Below are 18,311 nucleotides of genomic sequence, written 5' to 3' on the forward strand. Positions count from 1 at the left end.
GCGGCGTGGCGGCTCGCGCCCACGATTGCGGTCCGGAGCGTTCGCTCCGGACTTCCCCGTCGTCATCCTCGTCCTCGCCTTCGGCGACTCCTTCGGATTCCCTCGGGCGCATCGAGGTTGCGAGCCGCCACGCCGCACGCGACGACGGGCTACGTGCGTCTTGGGTCGCCGCGCTGTTAGAGCTGCGGTCAGTGCCGAGTCTTGTGCTGCCCGTACTTTACGGCCGCGCGGGCGGCCGTAAAGTACATACGCAATTCTTTTAATTTCGATAGCGGTCGCTGGCGCGAATGCAGATAGCTGCGTTCTGATGTCTCCCCGTCCAGAGGGGGGGGCGGTGATGGGCGGCGCGCGTTGGGCAATGGCTTGCGCTCGCAGAGTATCTCGCGCGCGCCGCCCATCCGGCGCCGGAGTTGAATTGCAGGTGTTAGGCAGAGCTGAGCTGAATAGACGTTCTGCCGCAGCCACTGCGCGCAGCGCCATCACGCGACGCAAGACACCGCGTAAGCCCCAAGAGGCCGCCCGGGCGGCCGGCCTGGGGCGGGCCCCGCAAGACACGCCACCACACCCCGATGCGGAAAAAAACGCCAAGCACACAGACCTCCCCAGCGTCCGTAAAGATTCAAGCAGCACAGCCTGCCGCGTCGGGGACTCGCGTAGGGCGGGGCGTCGATAAGCCCGAGGGAATCCGAAGGCAGTCGCCGGAGGCGACAACGAGGATGACGAAGGGGAAGTCCGGAGCGAACGCTCCGGACCGCAATCGTTGCCCCGCCCTACGCGAGTCCCCGACGTGGCAGGCGTCTCAAGAACTCAACACTGAAGCCCTCAATGCGATCCACCCAAATAAGCCGCAACAACAGCCGGATCATGCTTCAACTTATCCGCGCTCCCATGCACCGAGATCCGCCCGTTCTCCAACACATACCCATAATCCGCCACATTCAACGCCGCAGCAGCAAACTGCTCCACCAGCAGCATCGTCACCCCTTCATCCTTGAGCCGCGCAATGATCCGGAAAACCTCTTCCACCAGGATCGGCGCCAAACCCATCGAAGGCTCATCCAGCAGCACCAGTTCGGGATTCAGCATCACCGCGCGCGCCATGGCCAGCATCTGCTGCTCGCCGCCGGACAAGGTGCCGGCCAGCTGATCGCGCCGTTCCTTCAAGCGCGGAAAAAGATCCATGGCGCGGCCCAGGTCGGACTGCACGTCGCCCTTGGGACGGCTGCCCGTCAGGCGCGGGAAAGCGCCCAGCAACAGGTTGTCGGTGACCGACAGCGTCGGGAACACGCGCCGGCCTTCGGGTGAGTGCGCCAGCCCCAGCCGCGCAATGCGGTGGGACTCCAGGCCGTCGATGCGCTTGCCGCTCAGCGTGACCTCGCCCGCGGTCGGACGGATCATGCCCGAGAGCGCCCGCATCGTGGTGGTCTTGCCGGCGCCGTTGGAGCCGATCAGCGTCACCACCTTGGCCTTCGGCACTTCCATGCTGATGCCGTGCAGCACCTTCACCTTGCCGTAGCCCGCTTCCAGATTTTTGATCGATAGCATCTTGTTGTCCCCTTGGCGTCAGGCGGGCGCGCCGCCCAGATACGCCTCGATGACCTTGGCGTTGCTTTGCACTTCGTTGGGCAGGCCCTCGGCGATCTTCTGACCGAAGTCCAGCACCGATACGGTGTCGCACACTCCCATCACCACGTCCATGTGGTGCTCGATGAGGATCAGCGTGATGCCGTGGTCGCGTACCTTGCGGATGATGGCCAGCAGTTCGACGATGTCGGGCGCGGTCAGGCCGGCCGCGGGTTCGTCCAGCAGCAGCAGTTGCGGGTCCAGGGCCAGGGCGCGGGCGATTTCCAGCAGGCGCTGCTTGCCGTAGGGCAGGTTGCGCGCTTCCTCGCTGGCCAGGGACTCCAGGCCCACGAACTCCAGCAGCGCCATGGCGCGGGCGCGGGCGCCCTGTTCCTCGCCTTTCCATTTGGACGTGCGCAGCGCGATGCCGGCCAGGCCCGTGGTGAAGGTGTGGTGCAGGCCGACCAGGACGTTCTCCAGCGCCGTCATCTCGCCAAACAGCTGCACGTTCTGGAAGGTGCGCGCGATGCCGGTCTCGGCGATGTCGGCCGGGGTCATGCCGACCAGCGACTTGCCCGAGAATTCCACCGCGCCGGCGGTCGGCACGTAGATGCCCGTCAGCACGTTCATCATGGTGCTCTTGCCGGAGCCGTTGGGGCCGATCAGGCCATGGATGGTGCCGCGCTTGACGGTCAGGTCGACCTGGTTCAGCGCCTTCAGGCCGCCGAACTGCATCAGCACGCCCTTGGCCGCGAGTAGCGTGTCGCCCTTGCCGCGGGCGGCATCGGGCACCGCTTCCTGCGCCTTCACCAGGTCCGACTTGACCGCAAGCGCTGCGCGGCGGTTGGAGAAGAACAGGTTGCGCACGAAGCCAACTATGCCGTCGGGCAGGTAGTAGACGACGAACAGGATCATGGCGCCGAAGATCGTCAGGCGCCAGTCGGTCACCACCTCCAGCCAGAACGAGAAGACCGCCAGCAGGATGGTGCCGACCACCGGCACGACGACGCGGCGCGGTTCGGTGCGACCCTTGGAGATCGCGACCACGCTGCCGACGGTGACCAGGATCGCCACGCCCAGCGCGATCAGGCGGAAGGTCGAGATGTCGTCCAGCATCTTGGGCAGCAGCACGATGATGGAGGCGCCCAGCAGCGCGCCCGTGCGGCTCTTGCGGCCGCCCATGATGATGGCCAGCAGGAACAGGATGGTGAGTTCGAAGTTGTAGGTATTGGGCGAGATGTACTGTTCCGAATACGAGTACAGCGCGCCGGCCAGGCCGGCGAAGCCGGCGCTGATGACGAAGGCGAACACCTTGTGCCGGTAGACCGACACGCCCATGCAGTCGGACGCGATCGGGCTGTCGCGCAGGGCCTCGAACGAGCGGCCCAGGTGCGATTTGAGGATACGGTGCACCACGATCAGCGATAGAACCAGCAATGCGGCGACCAGCCAGAAGTACTCGCTCTTGTTCAGCACGTGCCCGGCGATGGACGGCTTGGGGATCTTGATGCCCAAGGGTCCCTCGGTCATGAAGGTCATCTCGTTGATCAGGATCTGGATGATGGTGCCGAAAGCCAGCGTCACCATGGCCAGATACGGCCCCGTGACCCGCAGCGCCGGCAGCGCCAGCACCGCGCCGAAGGCCGCCGCGATCAGGATGGCGGCGGGCAGGATCACCCAGATCGGCATCTGCAGGTGGAAGAACAGCACGCCGGCCACATACGAGCCGATGCCGAACAGGCCGGCGTGGCCCAGGGAGACCTGGCCGGTATAGCCCACCACGATATCGAGCCCGAACAGCAGGATCGAATAGATCATGATGGTTTCGATGAGGTGCAGGTAGTACGTGTTGGTCACGCCCAGCGGCACGGCGGCCAGGCAGGCCACCGCCACGATGGATAGGAGCAGGTGCAAGGGTTTCATCGCTTACACCTTCTTGATCGCGGTCTTGCCGAACAGGCCGGCGGGCTTGAAGGTCAGTACGAGCAGCAGCAACACCAATCCCGGCACGTCTTTGTACCCCGTCGAAAGATAGAAACCGGTGGTCGTTTCGGCGATCCCCAGGATCAGCCCGCCCACCACCACGCCCATGCCGCTGGACAGGCCGCCGATGATCGCGACGGCGAAGGCTTTGAGACCCAGCACCGCGCCCATGGTGGCGCCGGTAAGCGTCAGCGGCGCCACCAGCACGCCGGCGAACGCCGCCGTCAGCGAGGACAGCGCGTAGGAAAACGTGATGACCATGCCCGTGTTGATGCCCATCAGGCCGGCGGCGTCGCGGTCGTTGGAGGTGGCGACGAAGGCCTTGCCGTAGATGGACTTGCGGTTGAAGATTTCCACCAGCAGCATCATCGCCAGGGCGCCGAACACCACCAGCAGCTCCATGGGCAGCACATTGGCGCCCAGCACCTGGATCGGCGCTTCCGGCAACGGCGAGGGGAAGCGCAGGTCGTCGCGGCCCCAGATGTTCTCGGCCACGTTCTTGAAGATGATGCCCAGCGCGATGGTGGCCATGATCCAGCCGAATTCCGAGCGGGTCTTGATGGCGGGCCTGACGCCCACGCGTTCGACCAGCGCGCCTTGCGCGAATCCGAAGATGCAGACGATGGGTATCATGACCCAGTAGTTCACGCCCAGGCCGACCAGCGTCAGGCCGACCAGCGCGCCCAGCATCAGGGCTTCGCCCTGGCCGAAGTTCAAGGTGCCCGACGTGGCGAACGTGAGCTGGTATCCGAACGCGATGACGGCATAGATCATGCCCAGCGCGATACCGCTATAGATGAGCTGTAGAAGAATCATGGTGTGTGTCTTGTAGCGCTGCTGTGGTTCCGTCCCAACCCCCTTGGGCAGAACGCGGTTTTCAGGCGGCGGCAGTCCCGCGCCCAGGGAAGCAGGGCGCGAGTGGCGGCGGCCGGGCAGCCGCCGCCGGATGCGCTGCGGGACCTTAGTTGGCCTTGATCACGCGGCCGCCCTTGACCTCGCCGATGACCACTTCCTTGACGGTGATCGCGTCGTGGTTGTCTGCGCTGAAGGGCTTGTTGTAGGTCATCACCACGCCCTCGACGGGCGTCTGCAGGTTTTCGAGGGCCTCGCGGACCTTCGGGCCGTCGGTGGAGTTGGCCTGCTTGAAGGCCGCGGCCAGCAGATAGATGGAGTCATAGCCCTGGGCGGCCGACACCGGCGAGTCGATGCGGTTGTTCTTGGGCTTGAACTTGGCCAGGTAGGCGTCGATGAAGGCCTTGCGCTTGGGCGTGTCCGGGTCCTGGATGAAGGTCTGCGGCATGCGCGCGCCTTCGCCGTTGGTACCGGAGTTGTCGATGTAGTTGGCCATGGACAGGGTCCAGCTGCCGATGATCGGCACCTTCCAGCCCAGCTTGGTCATGCCGTTGGCGACCTGCGCCAGTTCGGGACCGATGCCGTAGGTCAGCACGGCTTCGGCGCCGGCGGCCTTGGCCTTCAGCAGCTGGGCCGTCATGTCGACGTCCTTGATGTTGAACTTTTCGACGGCCACGGGCTTGATGCCCTTGGCGTCCAGGGCCTTTTCCAGGTCCTCGCGGCCGAGTTGGCCGTAGTTGGTGGAGTCGGCCAGGATCGCCACCTTCTTGAAGCCGCGGCGGGTCACCGCTTCTTCCACGATCATCGGGGCCTGGATGCTGTCGTGCGCCGCGTTGCGGAACACGTAATTATTCGGATATTCCGGTGCCTTGAACTGGTGCGTGATCACGCTGCCGGTGGCCACGTTGTTGAACACAGGAATCTTGGCGTCCTGGTAGAAGCGCTGTGAGGCCAGCGCCACGCCCGTATTGATGTAGCCGACCGTGGCTGCCACCTGTTCCTTGTTGATCAGTTCTTGCGCGATCTGCACGCCGCGCTCGTTCTTGGCCTCGTCGTCGCGTTCCACTGCGATCAACTGGCGCCCCATGACGCCGCCGTTCTTGTTGATTTCTTCAATGGCCAGGCGCACGCCGTCGCGCATGCTGACGCCCATCGAGGACGAGCCGCCGGTGTAGGGGCCGGCTACGCCGATCTTGATGGGGTCGGCGGCGTGGGCCGCGGCCGTTGCGGCAAATGCAAGGGTTCCTGCGAGCAGCTTCAAACGAAAATCCATGGATGTCTCCGTTGTAATTGGTAGGACTGCGTAGAAAACCGTGTGCCGGCGCCAGGCGGCGGAAATCAGTTGCTGCGGCGCTCTCCTGTGTGGCGTGTCGTGACTGTCTGCCTAATCACTTACGCGAAACTGACCCGGCGGCGTTTTTCCGCGTAAATACCTAGTACGGACGCACGGGGATTCCTGTCATCCGCTACGGCGCGGCCTGGGGCGGGAATCGGGGAGGAAGGTTGCGTGCCGTAGCGGGCATGGGCGGGACATTGCATTGGCCGCATCCTAGCCAGCACGGCGGCGGGTTGCGCGGAATTTCATTCCGCACCGGCCTGGAAATTTATTCCTGACCGGCTGGCAGGCCGCGTGGCCATTGGGATACCTGTTTGCACACGTCTTCCAGCCATAGGGAAAACGCTTGCACCGCGTTGCCCGGCGGGCGCGAGGTTTCAGTGCACAGGTAATACTGGGATTCGCCGGGGATTTCGATGTCCAGGACGCGCACCAGCTTGCCCTCGTCCAGCCATTCGGCGGCCAGTGCGCGCCTGGTGAGTGCAAGGCCCTGGCCGGCGCGTGCGGCCGCCAGCATGATGCCCAGGTCCACCAGCCACACGCCGCGCGCGGGTTCGGGCCAGTCCAGTCCGGCGGCGGCGAGCCACGGCCGCCACGGCTCCATGGGACAGCGCAGCAGCTGCGCCCGCGCCAGGTCCGCGGGCCGCTCGAAGGGGCCGTGCTGGTCGCGGTAGCCGGGCGAGCAGACCGCGAACACCGGATCCGCCGTCAATTGGCGTGCGTTCAGGCCGGGGTACTTGCCGCTGCCGAAGCGCACCCAGACGTCGGCGTTGGGCGGCATGATGTCCAGGTACGGTATGGACAGCATGATTTCCAGTTCCACCTCGGGATGCGCGGCGGTGAAGCCGGGCAGGGCGGGGATCAGCACCTGGCGGGCGAAGGTGGGAGTGGAGACGACGCGCAGGGGTTCGAGCTTCGGTTCGCCGCGTTTATGCAGCGACGCGTCCGACAGCAGATCCAGCGCGGTGCGCACCTGGTCCAGGTACTCGCGCCCGGCAGAGCTCAGCGTCGCGCCGCGGCTGCTGCGGATGAAGAGGGTGACGTCCAGCATGGCCTCCAGCGCGGCAATGCGTTTGCCGATGGCGCTGGCGGTGACGAAGAGTTCCTCGCTGGCGCGCTCGAAGGAGCCCAGGCGGGCAGCCGCTTCGAAGGCCTGGATGGCGGCCAGGGGCGGCAGGCGCACATCTTTGGAGGGGGAGGGACCGCGCATGATCGTCTGGCGGGCCGGTGTTGCGCCCGACGAAAGAATGGCAACCGGCTGATTATAAGGACGGCGGCGCCAGTCCTTCGCCGTAGCGCCTGAGCACTTGGGAGATTTCCACGCGGTAGCCGTCGAGCCAACGCGATTGCGCGGCCTTGGCCTGCTGGTGCGCCGGGTGCCGGATCAATTGCTCCAGCGCCTCCAGCGATTCCCAGTAGTAGACGTTGGAGATCAGGCCGCGCGCGGCATCTTCCCAGCTTTCTTCGCCCAGATAGCCTGGAATGGCCCGGGCGGCGGCGGCGATGGCCTGGTCCAGGCGGTGAAAATCATCGTCGAATTGCTTCGTGGCGAAGATGAAGGTGGAGCTGTACATGGTGGGACTCCGGACGCGGCTGGGGTCGCAAGCAAATCGGCCGCCGGGAGGTCCGGGCGGCCGTTCGGGCGAACTGCGGGAGGCGTAGCTTAAACGCCTTTGGACGTCCTTATACGCCCTTGAGCGCCAGGCTGACCGCCAGCGCGGCCATGATCACCGCGATAAGGCCGTCCAGCACGCGCCAGGCCGAGGCGCTGGCGAAGAACGGGGCGAACAGGCGCGAGCCGATACCGAGTACGGCGAGCCACAGCAGGCTGGCGGTGAAGGCGCCGGCGGCGAAGGCCATGCGCGCGTCCTCGAAGCCGTGCGCCAGCGAGCCGACCACCACCATATCCAGCCAGAAATGCGGGTTCAGTAGCGAAAAGCCCAGCGCGCCCAGCATGGCGGCGCGGCGCGACGGCACTACCTCGCGCGCGGCGGCCAGGCCGCCGGTGGCGGTCCAGGCGCGGCGCGCCGATTGCAGCGCGTACCACGACAGGAAGGCCACGCCGAACCACAGCACAGCGGTCGTCAGCCAAGGGAACCAGGAGGTCAGGGCCTGCAGGCCCGAGACGCTGGCGAAGATGAAGATGGCGTCGATCAGCGCGCAGATGGCGACCACGCTCAGGAGGTGCGCGCGCATCAGGCCCTGGCGCAGGATGAACGCGCTTTGCGCGCCCACGACCGCGAACAGGCCCAGCCCGGTGGCCGTGCCGCTGGCCCAGGCAGTGAAGAAAAGGGGGGATGACAACGTGGCGAACATGACCTGCACCTGTGCTGCTACGCCTGTGGCGGCGTTTGGATGACAACTCCGGACGCGCGTGGCGCTCCGGTAACAAGGCCATTTTCGCTTGCGGCAGATATGAAATAAAGCTAATTTTCCTTCACTATCTTAAGTAAAGCTAATCTTATGAAAATCGATCACGGCAATCTGCGGGCCCTGGCCGCGGTAGTGCGGGAAGGCAGTTTCGAGCGGGCGGCGCTGTCGTTGAGCGTCACCCCGTCGGCAGTGTCGCAACGGATCAAGGCGCTGGAGGACCGCATGGGCCGGCTGCTGGTCCAGCGCACCGTGCCAGCGGCGGCCACGGCGGACGGGCAGGTGCTGGTGCGGCTGGCCGAGCAGACGGCCCTGCTGGAGCACGACGCGCTCGACCGCCTGGGCGTGGCGGACGACGATGTGCCTTATGCCAGCATCCCGGTCGCGGTCAATCACGACAGCCTGGAGACCTGGTTCGTCGACGCGGCCGTGCAGTTCTCGGCGCGCACCCGGGCCACGCTGGACATGCAGTCGGAAGACCAGGACCACACTGCGACGCTGCTGCGCAATGGCTCGGTGCTGGGCGCCGTGACCGCCCTGGCCGAGCCGGTCCAGGGCTGCCGCATCCATGCGCTGGGCAGCATGCGCTATGTTGCGACCTGCACGCCCGAATTTCACAAGCGCTACTTCTCGCAGGGCGTCAACGCCCAGACGCTGGCGCAGGCGCCGGTGCTGGTGTTCAACCGCAAGGACGCGCTGCAGGCCCGCTTCGCGCACAAGATTGCGGATCCCGCGCCTTGGCAGCCGCCGGTCTGGTGGGTGCCCTCCACCCGCGCGTTCGTGCAGGCCACGCTGGGCGGCCTGGGCTGGACCATGAATCCGCTGCCGCTGGTGCAGGAACACCTTGATGCAGGTCAGTTGATGCTGCTTCGGGGCCGCGCCTGGGAGGACGTGCCGCTGTATTGGCAGCATTGGCGGGTAAACTCCGAAGCGATGGAAGCCCTGACGGATTCGGTCCTGTCAGCTGCCCGCAGCCTGGTCAGGCGGCGTTAACCCCCTAGGAGAACAACCCATGAACATCCGCAAGTTCGCTGTCATCGCCGCCCTGGGCCTGTGCACGGCCGGCTCGGCTTGGGCGAAGGACTACAAGGTTGGCCAGATCGAGGTCGACGACCTCTGGGTGCGCGCGTCGGCGCCCGGCCAGTCCAATGGCGCGGGGTATATGGACATCGACAACGACGCCAAGACCGCGGACCGCCTGCTGTCGGTGTCGTCGGACGCGGCGGAGCGCGTCGAGCTGCACACGGTGCAGACCGAGAACGGCGTCTCGAAGATGCGTCAGGTGGAAGGCGGCATCGCGCTGCCGGCCGATACCGAGGTCAAGCTCAGCCCGGGCGGCTACCACGTCATGTTCATCAAGCTGAAGGCCCCGTTCGCCGAAGGCGGCACGGTCCCGGCCACGCTGAAGTTCGAAAAAGCCGGTGAAGTCGCCGTGCAATTCAAGATCAAGCCGGCCTCGCACAATCCCGGCATGGACCACGGCGCCATGAACCACGGCACGATGAAGCACTAAGCGCCAAGCGCTGCCCGCGCCTGAGGGCGCGGGTGTGGTTCATGTGGGAGATCGGAGAAGCCGGTCTGGCTAGGTGCAGGCGGACACCCGCCAATGAGGCGGGTTCGCTCCAACCTGGCAAGACCATCCCAAGGAGCAGGTCCTTTCCAACGGGGGCAGGTCCGTCCCAACAAAGCCGGTCTCCCTCAATCGGGGCCGCGCGGAGCCGGGCTCCGCCGGTCCGCAGCGGCGCCCCCCTGGGGGGAAGCGCGCAGCGCTTCGGGGGGGCTAGTACAACCCTTGCTGACGCATCGCGTCAGCCACCTTCACGAAGCCAGCAATGTTGGCGCCGTCCAGGTAGTTCACGTACTCGCGCTCGCTGTGGCCGTGGCGCACGCAGTTTTCGTGGATGTCGCGCATGATGGCGTGCAGGCGCGCGTCGACTTCCTCGCGCGTCCAGGCCAGGCGGGCCGAGTTCTGGGCCATTTCCAGGCCGGACACGGCCACGCCGCCGGCGTTGCTGGCCTTGCCCGGCGCGTACAGCACGCGCGCCGCGATGAAGGCCTTGGCGGCTTCCAGCGTGGCCGGCATGTTGGCGCCTTCGGCGACGCACAGCACGCCGTTCTTGATCAGCGTTTGCGCATCGGCCAGTTCCAGTTCGTTCTGCGTGGCGCAGGGCAGGGCCACGTCCACCGGCACGTGCCACGGGCGCTTGCCGGCTTCATAGACCAGGCCGAACTGGCGGGCATACGTATCCAGGCGGCCGCGCAGGTCGTTCTTGATGTGCATCAGCGCGACCAGCTTCTCGTGGGTGAAGCCGGCTTCGTCCACCACCGTGCCGTTCGAATCCGAAATCGTCACGACCTTGGCGCCCAGCGCCATGGCTTTTTCGATCGCGTACTGGGCGACGTTGCCCGAGCCCGACACGGACACGCGCAAGCCGTCGAAGGACTTGCCGACGCGCTTGAGCATTTCTTCAGCGAAGTACACGGTGCCGTAGCCGGTGGCTTCGGGGCGGATCAGGCTGCCGCCGAAGGTCAGGCCCTTGCCGGTGAACACGCTGGCGGTCGAGTTGGACAGCTTCTTCATCATGCCGGCCATGAAGCCGACTTCGCGCGCGCCCACGCCGATGTCGCCGGCCGGCACGTCGGTGTCCGGACCCAGGTGGCGGTACAGCTCGATCATCAGGGCCTGGCAGAAGCGCATGACTTCAGCATCGGACTTGCCCTTGGGGTCGAAGTCGGAGCCGCCCTTGCCGCCGCCCATGGGCAGCGTGGTGAGCGAGTTCTTGAGGGTCTGCTCGAAAGCCAGGAACTTCAGGATGGACAGGTTCACCGAGGGGTGGAAACGCATGCCGCCCTTGAAGGGGCCGATGGCCGAGCTGTGCTGGATGCGGAAAGCGCGGTTGACCTGGGCCTGGCCGCGGTCATCGGTCCAGCACACGCGGAACTGGATTACGCGTTCCGGCTCCACCAGGCGCTCGAGCACGGCGTGCTCGGCGTAGTGGGGGTGCTTTTCGATGAAAGGCCACAGACTCAGCATCACCTCCTGGACGGCTTGCATGAACTCAGGCTGCTGCGGGTCGCGCGCGGCGACGCCACGCAGGAAGTCGTCCAGACTCTGCACTTTCAACATGATCTCCTTGGGGGTGCTTCGAATAGGTGCGGACTGCGCCGGATTGGGGCGCGAAAATTCTTTTTTGGTGCATGAACGCACCTGTATGGTGCGGAATTGTAGGGGCAAATTGCTGCCCTGCGCAAAGCCGAAAAATAGTGCCATCACCTTGATATCAAAGCACTTTTTCTTATAATTTATTGGGGACGTATTATTGGTTTATATGGAGGCAGAGGGGGGGTGAATTGTGGGTTTTTGCTGGAGACTATTGAATTTTCTAGGGAATTCAATATGTCCCCGTTTATTTCACCAATGGCGTCATAGGGCTTTCCGAAATTTTGAGAGGGAAAGGAAGACCCGCTCGGGCCGGTTTGGGCCAGCTAGGGGACAATATTCATTTTATGCGTCCCCATTATTTTTCTTGAGCAAAATCACTTCCCGGCTGCGGGATTACAACTGCGCGACAGCCAGGGCCGCACCCAGGGCCATCAGGACGGCTCCCACTACACGGTCGGCCGCAAGTTGATGATCCAGCAGCATCCGCCGCAGGAAGGGCGAGGACACCGACCACGCCACCGCGCCGAACCAGATCCAGTGCGCCAACGACATGAACAGGCCATAGCCGAACTGCCAGGCCAGCGGCGTGCCAGGCGACACCACCTGGGTATAGGTGCTGACCACGAACAACGTCGTCTTGGGATTCAGCGCATTGGTCAGAAAGCCGCTGTATAACGCCTGCCAGCTCGAGATAGGAGGGCGCTCCGACAGGTCGCGGCTGACCTGGGTCCGGTTGAAGAAGGTCTTCCAGCCCATGTAGACCAGATAGCACGCGCCCGCCAGTTTGATGCCCTGCAGCACGGGCTGCGCGTAATGCGCCAGCAGGCTGACCCCGAACATCGTGTAGAACACATGCACCTGCACGCCCAGCGCGATGCCCAGTGCGCAGATCAGGCCGGTGCGCCGGCCGAACAGATAGCTGTTGCGCGTGACCATGGCGAAGTCCGGGCCGGGGCTGATGACGGCAAGTAGGGTGATCAGGGCGACGGCAATCAATTCGGTCATGGCGAAGGCGGCGGGTTGCGAAACGGAGCCCGCATTGTGGGACGCTGGCGCCTGCCGGAAAAACGATTTCTAATGCCGGATATCCGTGAGAAAAATTCACCTTTTGCCATGAAACTTCCGCCGCTCAATACTTTGCGGGTGTTCGACGCCGCCGCCCGCCATCTGGCCTTCGGCAAGGCGGCCGAAGAGCTGCACGTGACCCATGGCGCCGTCAGCAGGCAGATCCGGCTGCTTGAGGACGCTCTGGGGCTGGCGTTGTTCGAACGCCGCAACCGGGCTGTTTTCCTGACCGATGCGGGCAGGCAGCTGTTCGAGGTGACGCGCGCCCTGTTCGAGCAGTTGGCGGCGGGCCTGGCCAAGCTGCGTCAGCCGGCGGCGGGCGCGCCGCTGGTGCTGTCCTGCGAGCCCACCATCGCCATGATGTGGCTCATCCCGCGGCTGCCGGACTTCCAGCGCGACCATCCCGGCGTGCAGGTGCACCTGTATGCGGCAGGCGGTCCCGTGGATTTCGCCGCCCAGGGCGTGGGCGTGGCGTTGCGCCGCAATGACTTTGAGTGGGACGCCGCCTTGCATGCCGAGCGGGTGTGCGAAGAATGGACGGGGCCGGTGCGCCGCCCAGGGCCGGCAGGCGCAGCCGGTATAGACCCGGCTGCGGATGACTGGGGCGGCGCGCCGGCGCTCAGCAGTGCCACGCGCCCGTTGGCCTGGCGGCACTGGTCGCGTGCGGCGGGCCTGAAGCCCCCGCGCCGGGCCGGGCCGGCCTACGAACATTTCTATCTGAGTCTGCAGGCGGCCGCGGCCGGCCTGGGGGTGGCGGTAGGCTCCGCGCTGATGGTGTGCGACGCTTTGCGCGACCGCCGGCTTGAGGCGCCTTGCGGCTTTACTCGCGATGGCTCGGCCTATGTGTTGCTGTCGCCCCGGCCTTGCGCGGAAGATCCGCGCGCGGGGGCTTTTCTGGCATGGTTGCGCCGCGAGGCCGCCGCGTCGCTACGGGACGCGGCAGGCGAGGCGATGGACGCAGGTCAGAGCGTGGCGTCGTAGTCGATCGTCAGCGGGGCGTGGTCCGAGAAACGCTCGTCCTTGTAGATGGCCACGCTGCGGGCGCGGGCGGCGATGCCCGGCGTTGCGATCTGGTAGTCGATGCGCCACCCCACGTTCTTGGCCCAGGCCTGGCCGCGGTTGCTCCACCAGGTGTACTGGTCCGGGCGGTCGTCGATGGTACGGAACACGTCGACGAAGCCGCGCTTGTCGAACACGTCGGTCAGCCAGGCGCGCTCTTCGGGCAGGAAGCCCGAATTCTTCAGGTTGCCCTTCCAGTTCTTCAGGTCGATTTCCTTGTGGGCGATATTCCAGTCGCCGCAGATGATGAACTCGCGTCCGGTGGTCTTGTGCTCGTGCATCAGGGCATCGATCCAGGGGCCGAAGCGGTCCAGGAAGCGGTACTTGGCTTGCTGGCGCTCGTCGCCGCTGGAGCCCGAGGGCAGGTAGGCGCTGATGACCGACAGGTTCTTCCAGTCGGCGCGGATGATGCGGCCTTCAGGGTCGAACTCTTCGCAGTCCAGGCCGATATTGACGCGCTCGGCCGCGTCGCGCAGGTAGATGCCGACGCCGCTGTAGCCCTTCTTCACCGCATGGTGGAAGTGGCCGGTGTAGCCGGGCGGATGGCGCAGATCATCGGTCAGGTCCTCGTGGGATACCTTGATCTCCTGCAGGCAAAGCACGTCGGCGGAGTGCTTTTCCATCCAGGGTTGCAGGCCCTTGCGGAAGGCGGACCGGATGCCATTGAGATTGATCGACGTGATGCGCAGCAAAGCGAAACTCCTGTTGGGCGGCCGCCAGGGCCGGGGCAATGGCAGCAATTTAACCGACTCGGCGCGGCCACCCGGGAATAGCCCCGACAGCGGATAAAATGCCAGCGTTTGCCATCTACCGGACCTTTCCGCATGCCCGCCGCCAATTCCTCCGCCACCGCCCTTGATTTCGTCCGCTTCGCCTTGAACGAGGGCGTGCTGCGCTTCGGCAGCTTCAAGGTCAAATCGGGCCGTATCAGTCCCTATTTCTTCAATGCCGGACTGTTCAACAGCGGACGCTCGGTCGGCAAGCTGGCGCAGTTCTATGCCCAGGCGCTGCTGGATTCGGGCGTGGAATTCGACATGCTGTTCGGTCCGGCCTACAAGGGCATCCCGCTGGGCACGGCGACCGCCATTGCGCTGGCGGGCCACCCCGGCATGAAGGGTGGCGATGTGCCCTTCGCGTACAACCGCAAGGAAGCCAAGGACCACGGGGAGGGCGGCACCCTGGTGGGCGCGCCGCTCAAGGGCAAGGTCGTCATCATTGACGACGTGATCACCGCAGGTACCTCGGTGCGCGAATCGGTGGAGATCATCCGCGCCGCCGGCGCCGAACCCGCCGCCGTGCTGATCGCCATGGACCGCATGGAGCGCGCGGGTCCGGACGACGCCCTGTCGGCGCATTCCGCCGTTCAGGACGTGGCCAAGACCTACGGCATTCCGGTGGTGGCGATTGCTTCGCTGTCGGACATTCTGGCCCTGCTGCAGGACGACGCGGCGTTCGCCGAGCACCGTGAGGCGGTGTTGGCGTATCGGACGAAGTACGGGGTGAAGTAAGCCCCGATTCGTGATGGTCGCTGGGCGCGTCCATTCGTGGGCGTGCGGATGACGGAGCGGCTGCGGGTCGCCTCTTCAGCCATAGATTGCCGCAGGCTCGGCGACGCCATGGGGTTGGCCGAAGACGGCAACGCCGCTCGCTCGGGCGGCATCCGCCAGCTTGCGATCAAAGGTAGCCAGATACGCGTTGTGCCTCTGGGCCAGTTCCAGGTAGCTGGCGTCGTAGACGGTCAAGCCGTGAGTGCGGGCCAGCTGATAGCTACGGGCAATGCCCGAGGACGGGCCGGCTGGATCCGGGAGGATGGGCAGCCGTTCGAGTAGCTGATTGAACGAAAATAGCTGACCCGCCGACACGCGTTGACTGCGTTCGGCGCGCAGCATGCCGTTCGCGACTTCAGCGTGCCAGATGAGAGGCACCGTATTCTTGGAACCGTGGGCGACTTCCAGCAGATGCCGGGCCAGCAGCGATTCGCGGGCGTCGGCGCGGCCAGTCAGCCAAGCCAGGGCAAGCGAGGCATCCGGTATCAAACGGATGGGTTTCATTCTCGGCCCTCTTCGATCCAGGAGCGGATGACTTCGTGCGGGACGGCCGGCGCGGGCGTGAAGCATTTCATTGCCTCAAGCGCATCATGCGCGTCCAGCGACGTTGTGGGCAGGGCGGGGGTCAGCCTGGCGCAGAACACGCCGTCCAGTGAAATGATGAAATGCTGTCCTTCGCGGACTGCTTGCAGGTGGTCGGAAAACCGATGCAGCAGGTCGCTGCTGCTGATTTCGAGGTAGTTCATGTCCAAGCCTCCAGTCAAAAATCGACCAGATCATTCTTGGATAAACGAAGGGCCGCGGCAAGATGCCGCGGCCCTTCGTTTCGTCTGATACTTCCGAGCGTGGCCGTTGCGGGACGCGCCCGGCGCAGGATCAGCTATCCAGCTTCTGCTTCAACAGATCATTCACTTGCTGCGGGTTGGCCTTGCCGCGGGCGGCCTTCATGATCTGGCCCACCAGCGAGTTGAACGCCTTCTGCTTGCCGGCCCGGTACTCTTCCACGATGGCCGGGTTGGCGGCCAGCACCTCGTCGATCATGGCGCCGATGGCGCCGGTGTCGCTGATCTGCTTGAGGCCGCGGGCGTCGATGATGGCGTCGGCCTGGCCGCCGTTCTCGCCGGCCCACATGGCGCCGAAGACTTCACGGGCGATCTTGTTGGAAATCGTGCCGTCGATGATGCGGCCGATCAGGGCGGCCAGCGCCGGCGCCTGCACCGGGGAGTCGGCGATGCTCTTCTCGTCCTTGTTCAGCGCGGCGGAAACTTCGCCCATGACCCAGTTGGCGGCCAGCTTGGCCTGGCCGGCCGGCAGCGCGTGCGCCACGGCTTCGAAGTAGGCGGCGAGGTCGCGGCTCACGGTGAGCTGGGCGGCGTCGTAGGCGGGCAGGCCGTACTCGGATTCGAAGCGGGCGCGCTGGGCGGCCGGCAGTTCGGGCATGGCGGCGCGGACTTCGTCGACCCAGGCGCTGGAAATCACCAGCGTGGGCAGGTCGGGGTCGGGGAAGTAGCGATAGTCGTGCGCGTCTTCCTTGCTGCGCATGCTGCGCGTTTCGTCGCGGTCGGCATCGTACAGGCGGGTTTCCTGGACCACCGTGCCGCCGTCCTCGATCAGCTCGATCTGGCGCCGCGCTTCATAGACGATGGCGCGTTCCAGGAAGCGGAACGAGTTGACGTTCTTGATCTCGGTGCGGGTGCCGAATTCCTTCTGGCCCACGGGGCGGACGGAAACGTTGGCGTCGCAGCGGAACGAGCCTTCCTGCATGTTGCCGTCGCAGATGCCCAGCCACACCACCAGGCTGTGCAGGGCGCGGGCATAGGACACGGCCTCGGCGGCCGAACGCATTTCCGGTTCCGTCACGATTTCCAGCAGCGGCGTGCCGGCGCGGTTCAGGTCGATGCCGCTGGCGGGCGCGCCGTTGGCCAGGTTGAAGTCGTCGTGCAGGGACTTGCCGGCGTCTTCTTCCAGGTGGGCACGCGTCAGGTTGACGGTTTTTTCTTCCTCGCCCACGAAGAACGACAGCGAACCGCCCACGACCACCGGCAGCTCGTACTGGCTGATCTGGTAGCCCTTGGGCAGGTCGGGGTAGAAGTAGTTCTTGCGCGCGAACACCGAGCGCGGCGCGATGGTGGCGCCCACGGCCAGGCCGAAGCGGATGGCGCGTTCGGCGGCGCCGCGGTTCATGACCGGCAGGCTGCCCGGCAGCGCCAGGTCGACCACGTTGGCGTGGGTGTTGGGCGCGGCGCCGAATTGGGTGCTGCTGCCCGAAAAAATCTTGGAGTCGGTGGAAAGCTGGGTGTGCGTTTCCAGGCCGATGACGATTTCCCAGTTCATGTTGTCAGCCTTGCTGGACCGGGGCACGCGTGTGCCAGTCCGTCACTTGTTGGTAGCGGTCGGCGATGGCCAGCAGGCGGCCTTCGTCGAAGTAGTTGCCGATGATCTGGAGACCCACCGGGCGAGTCCCGCCCGCGCCTCCAAAGCCGCAGGGAATCGACATCGCAGGCAGGCCGGCCAGGCTCACGCCCAGCGTGTAGACGTCCGCCAGCCAGTCGGCCGTGGGATCGTCGCGGTTGTCGCCGATGTTCTTGGCCACGGTGGGCGTCACCGGGCCCATGATCACGTCGCACTGGTCCGCATAGGCGCGCTGGAAGTCCTGCGCGATCAGGCGGCGCAGGCGCTGCGCCTGCAGGTAGTAGGCGTCGTAGTAGCCGTGGGACAGCACGTAGGTGCCGATCAGGATGCGGCGCTTGACCTCGTCGCCGAAGCCTTCGGCGCGCGAGCGGCTGATCATTTCGTTCAGGTCGCCGTACTGGGCGGCGCGATGGCCGTAACGCACGCCGTCGTAGCGCGCCAGGTTGCTGGACGCTTCGGCGGGGGCGATGACGTAGTAGGCAGGGATGGCCAGTTCGGTGCGCGGCAGCGATACCGGCACGCGCACGGCGCCCAGCGCTTCGAACTGGGCCAGCGCGGCTTCGACCGCAGCGGCCACGTCAGGTGCCAGGCCGGCGCCGAAGTATTCGGCGGGCACGCCGATGCGCAGGCCCTTGAGCGGCTGGCTGCCGGCGGCGTCGAAACGGCCCTGGGCCGCCTCGAAGTCGCGGCGGACCCGGCCGGGCTCGTTGGTGGCGGCGTCGCATTTTTCCAGGCTGGTGGCGTCGCGCGGGTCGAAACCGCTGATGACGTCCAGCAGTTCGAGCAGGTCGCGGGCGCTTTCGGCCAGCGGGCCGGCCTGGTCCAGGCTGGAGCCGAAGGCGACCATGCCGTAGCGGGACACGGTGCCGTAGGTGGGCTTGATGCCGCTGACGCCGCACAGGGCGGCGGGCTGGCGCACCGAGCCGCCGGTGTCGGTGCCGGTGGCGGCGGCCACCAGGCG

General features: G+C 65.7%; 18 protein-coding genes. 4 read left to right on the plus strand and 14 right to left on the minus strand.

Going from position 1 to position 18,311, the window contains the following annotated elements; all coding sequences use genetic code 11:
• Positions 1 to 822: 822 nt before the first annotated feature.
• The 7 genes from WBB14_RS13675 to WBB14_RS13705 form a co-directional block, all read right to left on the minus strand.
• Positions 823 to 1,545 carry an ABC transporter ATP-binding protein gene (locus WBB14_RS13675; protein WP_013396767.1) on the minus strand — a complete coding sequence of 241 codons (723 nt, stop codon included), beginning with the start codon at positions 1,543 to 1,545 and terminating at the stop codon, positions 823 to 825.
• 18 nt (positions 1,546 to 1,563) lie between these two features.
• Positions 1,564 to 3,486 (minus strand): ABC transporter permease subunit, encoded by a 1,923-nt coding sequence (locus WBB14_RS13680; protein ID WP_424240309.1) that lies wholly within the window; start codon positions 3,484 to 3,486, stop codon positions 1,564 to 1,566.
• A gap of 3 nt (positions 3,487 to 3,489) precedes the next feature.
• Positions 3,490 to 4,362, minus strand: a complete 873-nt coding sequence (locus tag WBB14_RS13685; protein ID WP_013396765.1) for a branched-chain amino acid ABC transporter permease — start codon at positions 4,360 to 4,362, stop codon at positions 3,490 to 3,492.
• Positions 4,363 to 4,507: 145 nt separating this feature from the next.
• Positions 4,508 to 5,671, minus strand: coding sequence for an ABC transporter substrate-binding protein (locus WBB14_RS13690; RefSeq protein WP_424240310.1), 1,164 nt, complete (start codon positions 5,669 to 5,671; stop codon positions 4,508 to 4,510).
• Between the two features lie 331 nt (positions 5,672 to 6,002).
• Positions 6,003 to 6,944: a LysR substrate-binding domain-containing protein gene (locus WBB14_RS13695; RefSeq protein WP_424240311.1), complete on the minus strand. Its 942-nt coding sequence runs from the start codon at positions 6,942 to 6,944 to the stop codon at positions 6,003 to 6,005.
• Between the two features lie 52 nt (positions 6,945 to 6,996).
• Entirely contained in the window at positions 6,997 to 7,308 is a 312-nt protein-coding gene (locus tag WBB14_RS13700; protein ID WP_424240312.1) for an antibiotic biosynthesis monooxygenase family protein, read from the minus strand.
• Between the two features lie 109 nt (positions 7,309 to 7,417).
• Positions 7,418 to 8,050 (minus strand): LysE/ArgO family amino acid transporter, encoded by a 633-nt coding sequence (locus WBB14_RS13705; RefSeq protein ID WP_424240313.1) that lies wholly within the window; start codon positions 8,048 to 8,050, stop codon positions 7,418 to 7,420.
• A gap of 147 nt (positions 8,051 to 8,197) precedes the next feature.
• Here WBB14_RS13705 and WBB14_RS13710 point away from each other — a divergent pair, with 147 nt between their 5' ends.
• The gene (locus WBB14_RS13710; RefSeq protein WP_424240314.1) at positions 8,198 to 9,097 is read left to right on the plus strand and encodes a LysR family transcriptional regulator ArgP; all 900 of its coding nucleotides are present in this window, start codon (positions 8,198 to 8,200) and stop codon (positions 9,095 to 9,097) included.
• A gap of 19 nt (positions 9,098 to 9,116) precedes the next feature.
• Complete coding sequence (locus tag WBB14_RS13715) at positions 9,117 to 9,617, plus strand: copper chaperone PCu(A)C (RefSeq protein WP_424240315.1); 501 nt, start codon at positions 9,117 to 9,119, stop codon at positions 9,615 to 9,617.
• Positions 9,618 to 9,884: 267 nt separating this feature from the next.
• Here WBB14_RS13715 and gdhA read toward each other — a convergent pair whose 3' ends face one another.
• Both gdhA and WBB14_RS13725 read right to left on the minus strand, forming a co-directional pair.
• The gene (gene gdhA / locus WBB14_RS13720) at positions 9,885 to 11,231 is read right to left on the minus strand and encodes an NADP-specific glutamate dehydrogenase (protein WP_013396758.1); all 1,347 of its coding nucleotides are present in this window, start codon (positions 11,229 to 11,231) and stop codon (positions 9,885 to 9,887) included.
• A gap of 429 nt (positions 11,232 to 11,660) precedes the next feature.
• Positions 11,661 to 12,272 (minus strand): LysE family translocator, encoded by a 612-nt coding sequence (locus WBB14_RS13725; protein ID WP_424240316.1) that lies wholly within the window; start codon positions 12,270 to 12,272, stop codon positions 11,661 to 11,663.
• A gap of 108 nt (positions 12,273 to 12,380) precedes the next feature.
• Here WBB14_RS13725 and WBB14_RS13730 point away from each other — a divergent pair, with 108 nt between their 5' ends.
• A complete protein-coding gene (locus WBB14_RS13730) occupies positions 12,381 to 13,313 on the plus strand; it encodes a LysR substrate-binding domain-containing protein (protein WP_424240317.1) in 933 nt (310 codons plus the stop codon).
• Here the strand turns inward: WBB14_RS13730 and WBB14_RS13735 are convergent.
• Entirely contained in the window at positions 13,295 to 14,083 is a 789-nt protein-coding gene (locus WBB14_RS13735) for an exodeoxyribonuclease III (protein WP_424240318.1), read from the minus strand. The two genes, WBB14_RS13730 and WBB14_RS13735, sit on opposite strands and share 19 nt — an antisense overlap.
• Positions 14,084 to 14,215: 132 nt before the next feature.
• Here WBB14_RS13735 and pyrE point away from each other — a divergent pair, with 132 nt between their 5' ends.
• A complete protein-coding gene (gene pyrE, locus WBB14_RS13740; protein ID WP_424240319.1) occupies positions 14,216 to 14,899 on the plus strand; it encodes an orotate phosphoribosyltransferase in 684 nt (227 codons plus the stop codon).
• Between the two features lie 75 nt (positions 14,900 to 14,974).
• On the opposite strand, the gene WBB14_RS13745 is transcribed toward pyrE, so the two are convergent.
• From WBB14_RS13745 to WBB14_RS13760, 4 genes are all read right to left on the minus strand, one after another.
• On the minus strand, positions 14,975 to 15,442 hold the full coding sequence (locus tag WBB14_RS13745; protein ID WP_424240320.1) for a type II toxin-antitoxin system VapC family toxin: 468 nt from the start codon (positions 15,440 to 15,442) through the stop codon (positions 14,975 to 14,977).
• Positions 15,439 to 15,684: a type II toxin-antitoxin system Phd/YefM family antitoxin gene (locus tag WBB14_RS13750; protein WP_424240321.1), complete on the minus strand. Its 246-nt coding sequence runs from the start codon at positions 15,682 to 15,684 to the stop codon at positions 15,439 to 15,441. Before WBB14_RS13750 ends, WBB14_RS13745 begins: the two co-directional genes overlap by 4 nt.
• A gap of 130 nt (positions 15,685 to 15,814) precedes the next feature.
• Positions 15,815 to 17,272, minus strand: a complete 1,458-nt coding sequence (gatB, locus tag WBB14_RS13755; protein WP_207469817.1) for an Asp-tRNA(Asn)/Glu-tRNA(Gln) amidotransferase subunit GatB — start codon at positions 17,270 to 17,272, stop codon at positions 15,815 to 15,817.
• A gap of 4 nt (positions 17,273 to 17,276) precedes the next feature.
• Positions 17,277 to 18,311, minus strand: a 1,035-nt coding sequence (locus WBB14_RS13760; RefSeq protein WP_424240322.1) for an amidase family protein, incomplete at its 5' end; no start/stop codon positions are given.

This window comes from Achromobacter sp. (genome assembly GCF_049647645.1).
Classification (GTDB): Bacteria; Pseudomonadota; Gammaproteobacteria; order Burkholderiales; family Burkholderiaceae_B; genus Achromobacter.

Bases quoted from the DNA above. Each gene is read 5' to 3' on its own strand.
- WBB14_RS13675 (WP_013396767.1), bottom strand. From the start codon at position 1,545: ATGCTATCGATCAAAAATCTGGAAGCGGGCTACGGCAAGGTGAAGGTG.
- WBB14_RS13680 (WP_424240309.1), bottom strand. From the start codon at position 3,486: ATGAAACCCTTGCACCTGCTCCTATCCATCGTGGCGGTGGCCTGCCTG.
- WBB14_RS13685 (WP_013396765.1), bottom strand. From the start codon at position 4,362: ATGATTCTTCTACAGCTCATCTATAGCGGTATCGCGCTGGGCATGATC.
- WBB14_RS13690 (WP_424240310.1), bottom strand. From the start codon at position 5,671: ATGGATTTTCGTTTGAAGCTGCTCGCAGGAACCCTTGCATTTGCCGCA.
- WBB14_RS13695 (WP_424240311.1), bottom strand. From the start codon at position 6,944: ATGCGCGGTCCCTCCCCCTCCAAAGATGTGCGCCTGCCGCCCCTGGCC.
- WBB14_RS13700 (WP_424240312.1), bottom strand. From the start codon at position 7,308: ATGTACAGCTCCACCTTCATCTTCGCCACGAAGCAATTCGACGATGAT.
- WBB14_RS13705 (WP_424240313.1), bottom strand. From the start codon at position 8,050: ATGTTCGCCACGTTGTCATCCCCCCTTTTCTTCACTGCCTGGGCCAGC.
- WBB14_RS13710 (WP_424240314.1), top strand. From the start codon at position 8,198: ATGAAAATCGATCACGGCAATCTGCGGGCCCTGGCCGCGGTAGTGCGG.
- WBB14_RS13715 (WP_424240315.1), top strand. From the start codon at position 9,117: ATGAACATCCGCAAGTTCGCTGTCATCGCCGCCCTGGGCCTGTGCACG.
- gdhA (WP_013396758.1), bottom strand. From the start codon at position 11,231: ATGTTGAAAGTGCAGAGTCTGGACGACTTCCTGCGTGGCGTCGCCGCG.
- WBB14_RS13725 (WP_424240316.1), bottom strand. From the start codon at position 12,272: ATGACCGAATTGATTGCCGTCGCCCTGATCACCCTACTTGCCGTCATC.
- WBB14_RS13730 (WP_424240317.1), top strand. From the start codon at position 12,381: ATGAAACTTCCGCCGCTCAATACTTTGCGGGTGTTCGACGCCGCCGCC.
- pyrE (WP_424240319.1), top strand. From the start codon at position 14,216: ATGCCCGCCGCCAATTCCTCCGCCACCGCCCTTGATTTCGTCCGCTTC.
- WBB14_RS13745 (WP_424240320.1), bottom strand. From the start codon at position 15,442: ATGAAACCCATCCGTTTGATACCGGATGCCTCGCTTGCCCTGGCTTGG.
- WBB14_RS13750 (WP_424240321.1), bottom strand. From the start codon at position 15,684: ATGAACTACCTCGAAATCAGCAGCAGCGACCTGCTGCATCGGTTTTCC.
- gatB (WP_207469817.1), bottom strand. From the start codon at position 17,272: ATGAACTGGGAAATCGTCATCGGCCTGGAAACGCACACCCAGCTTTCC.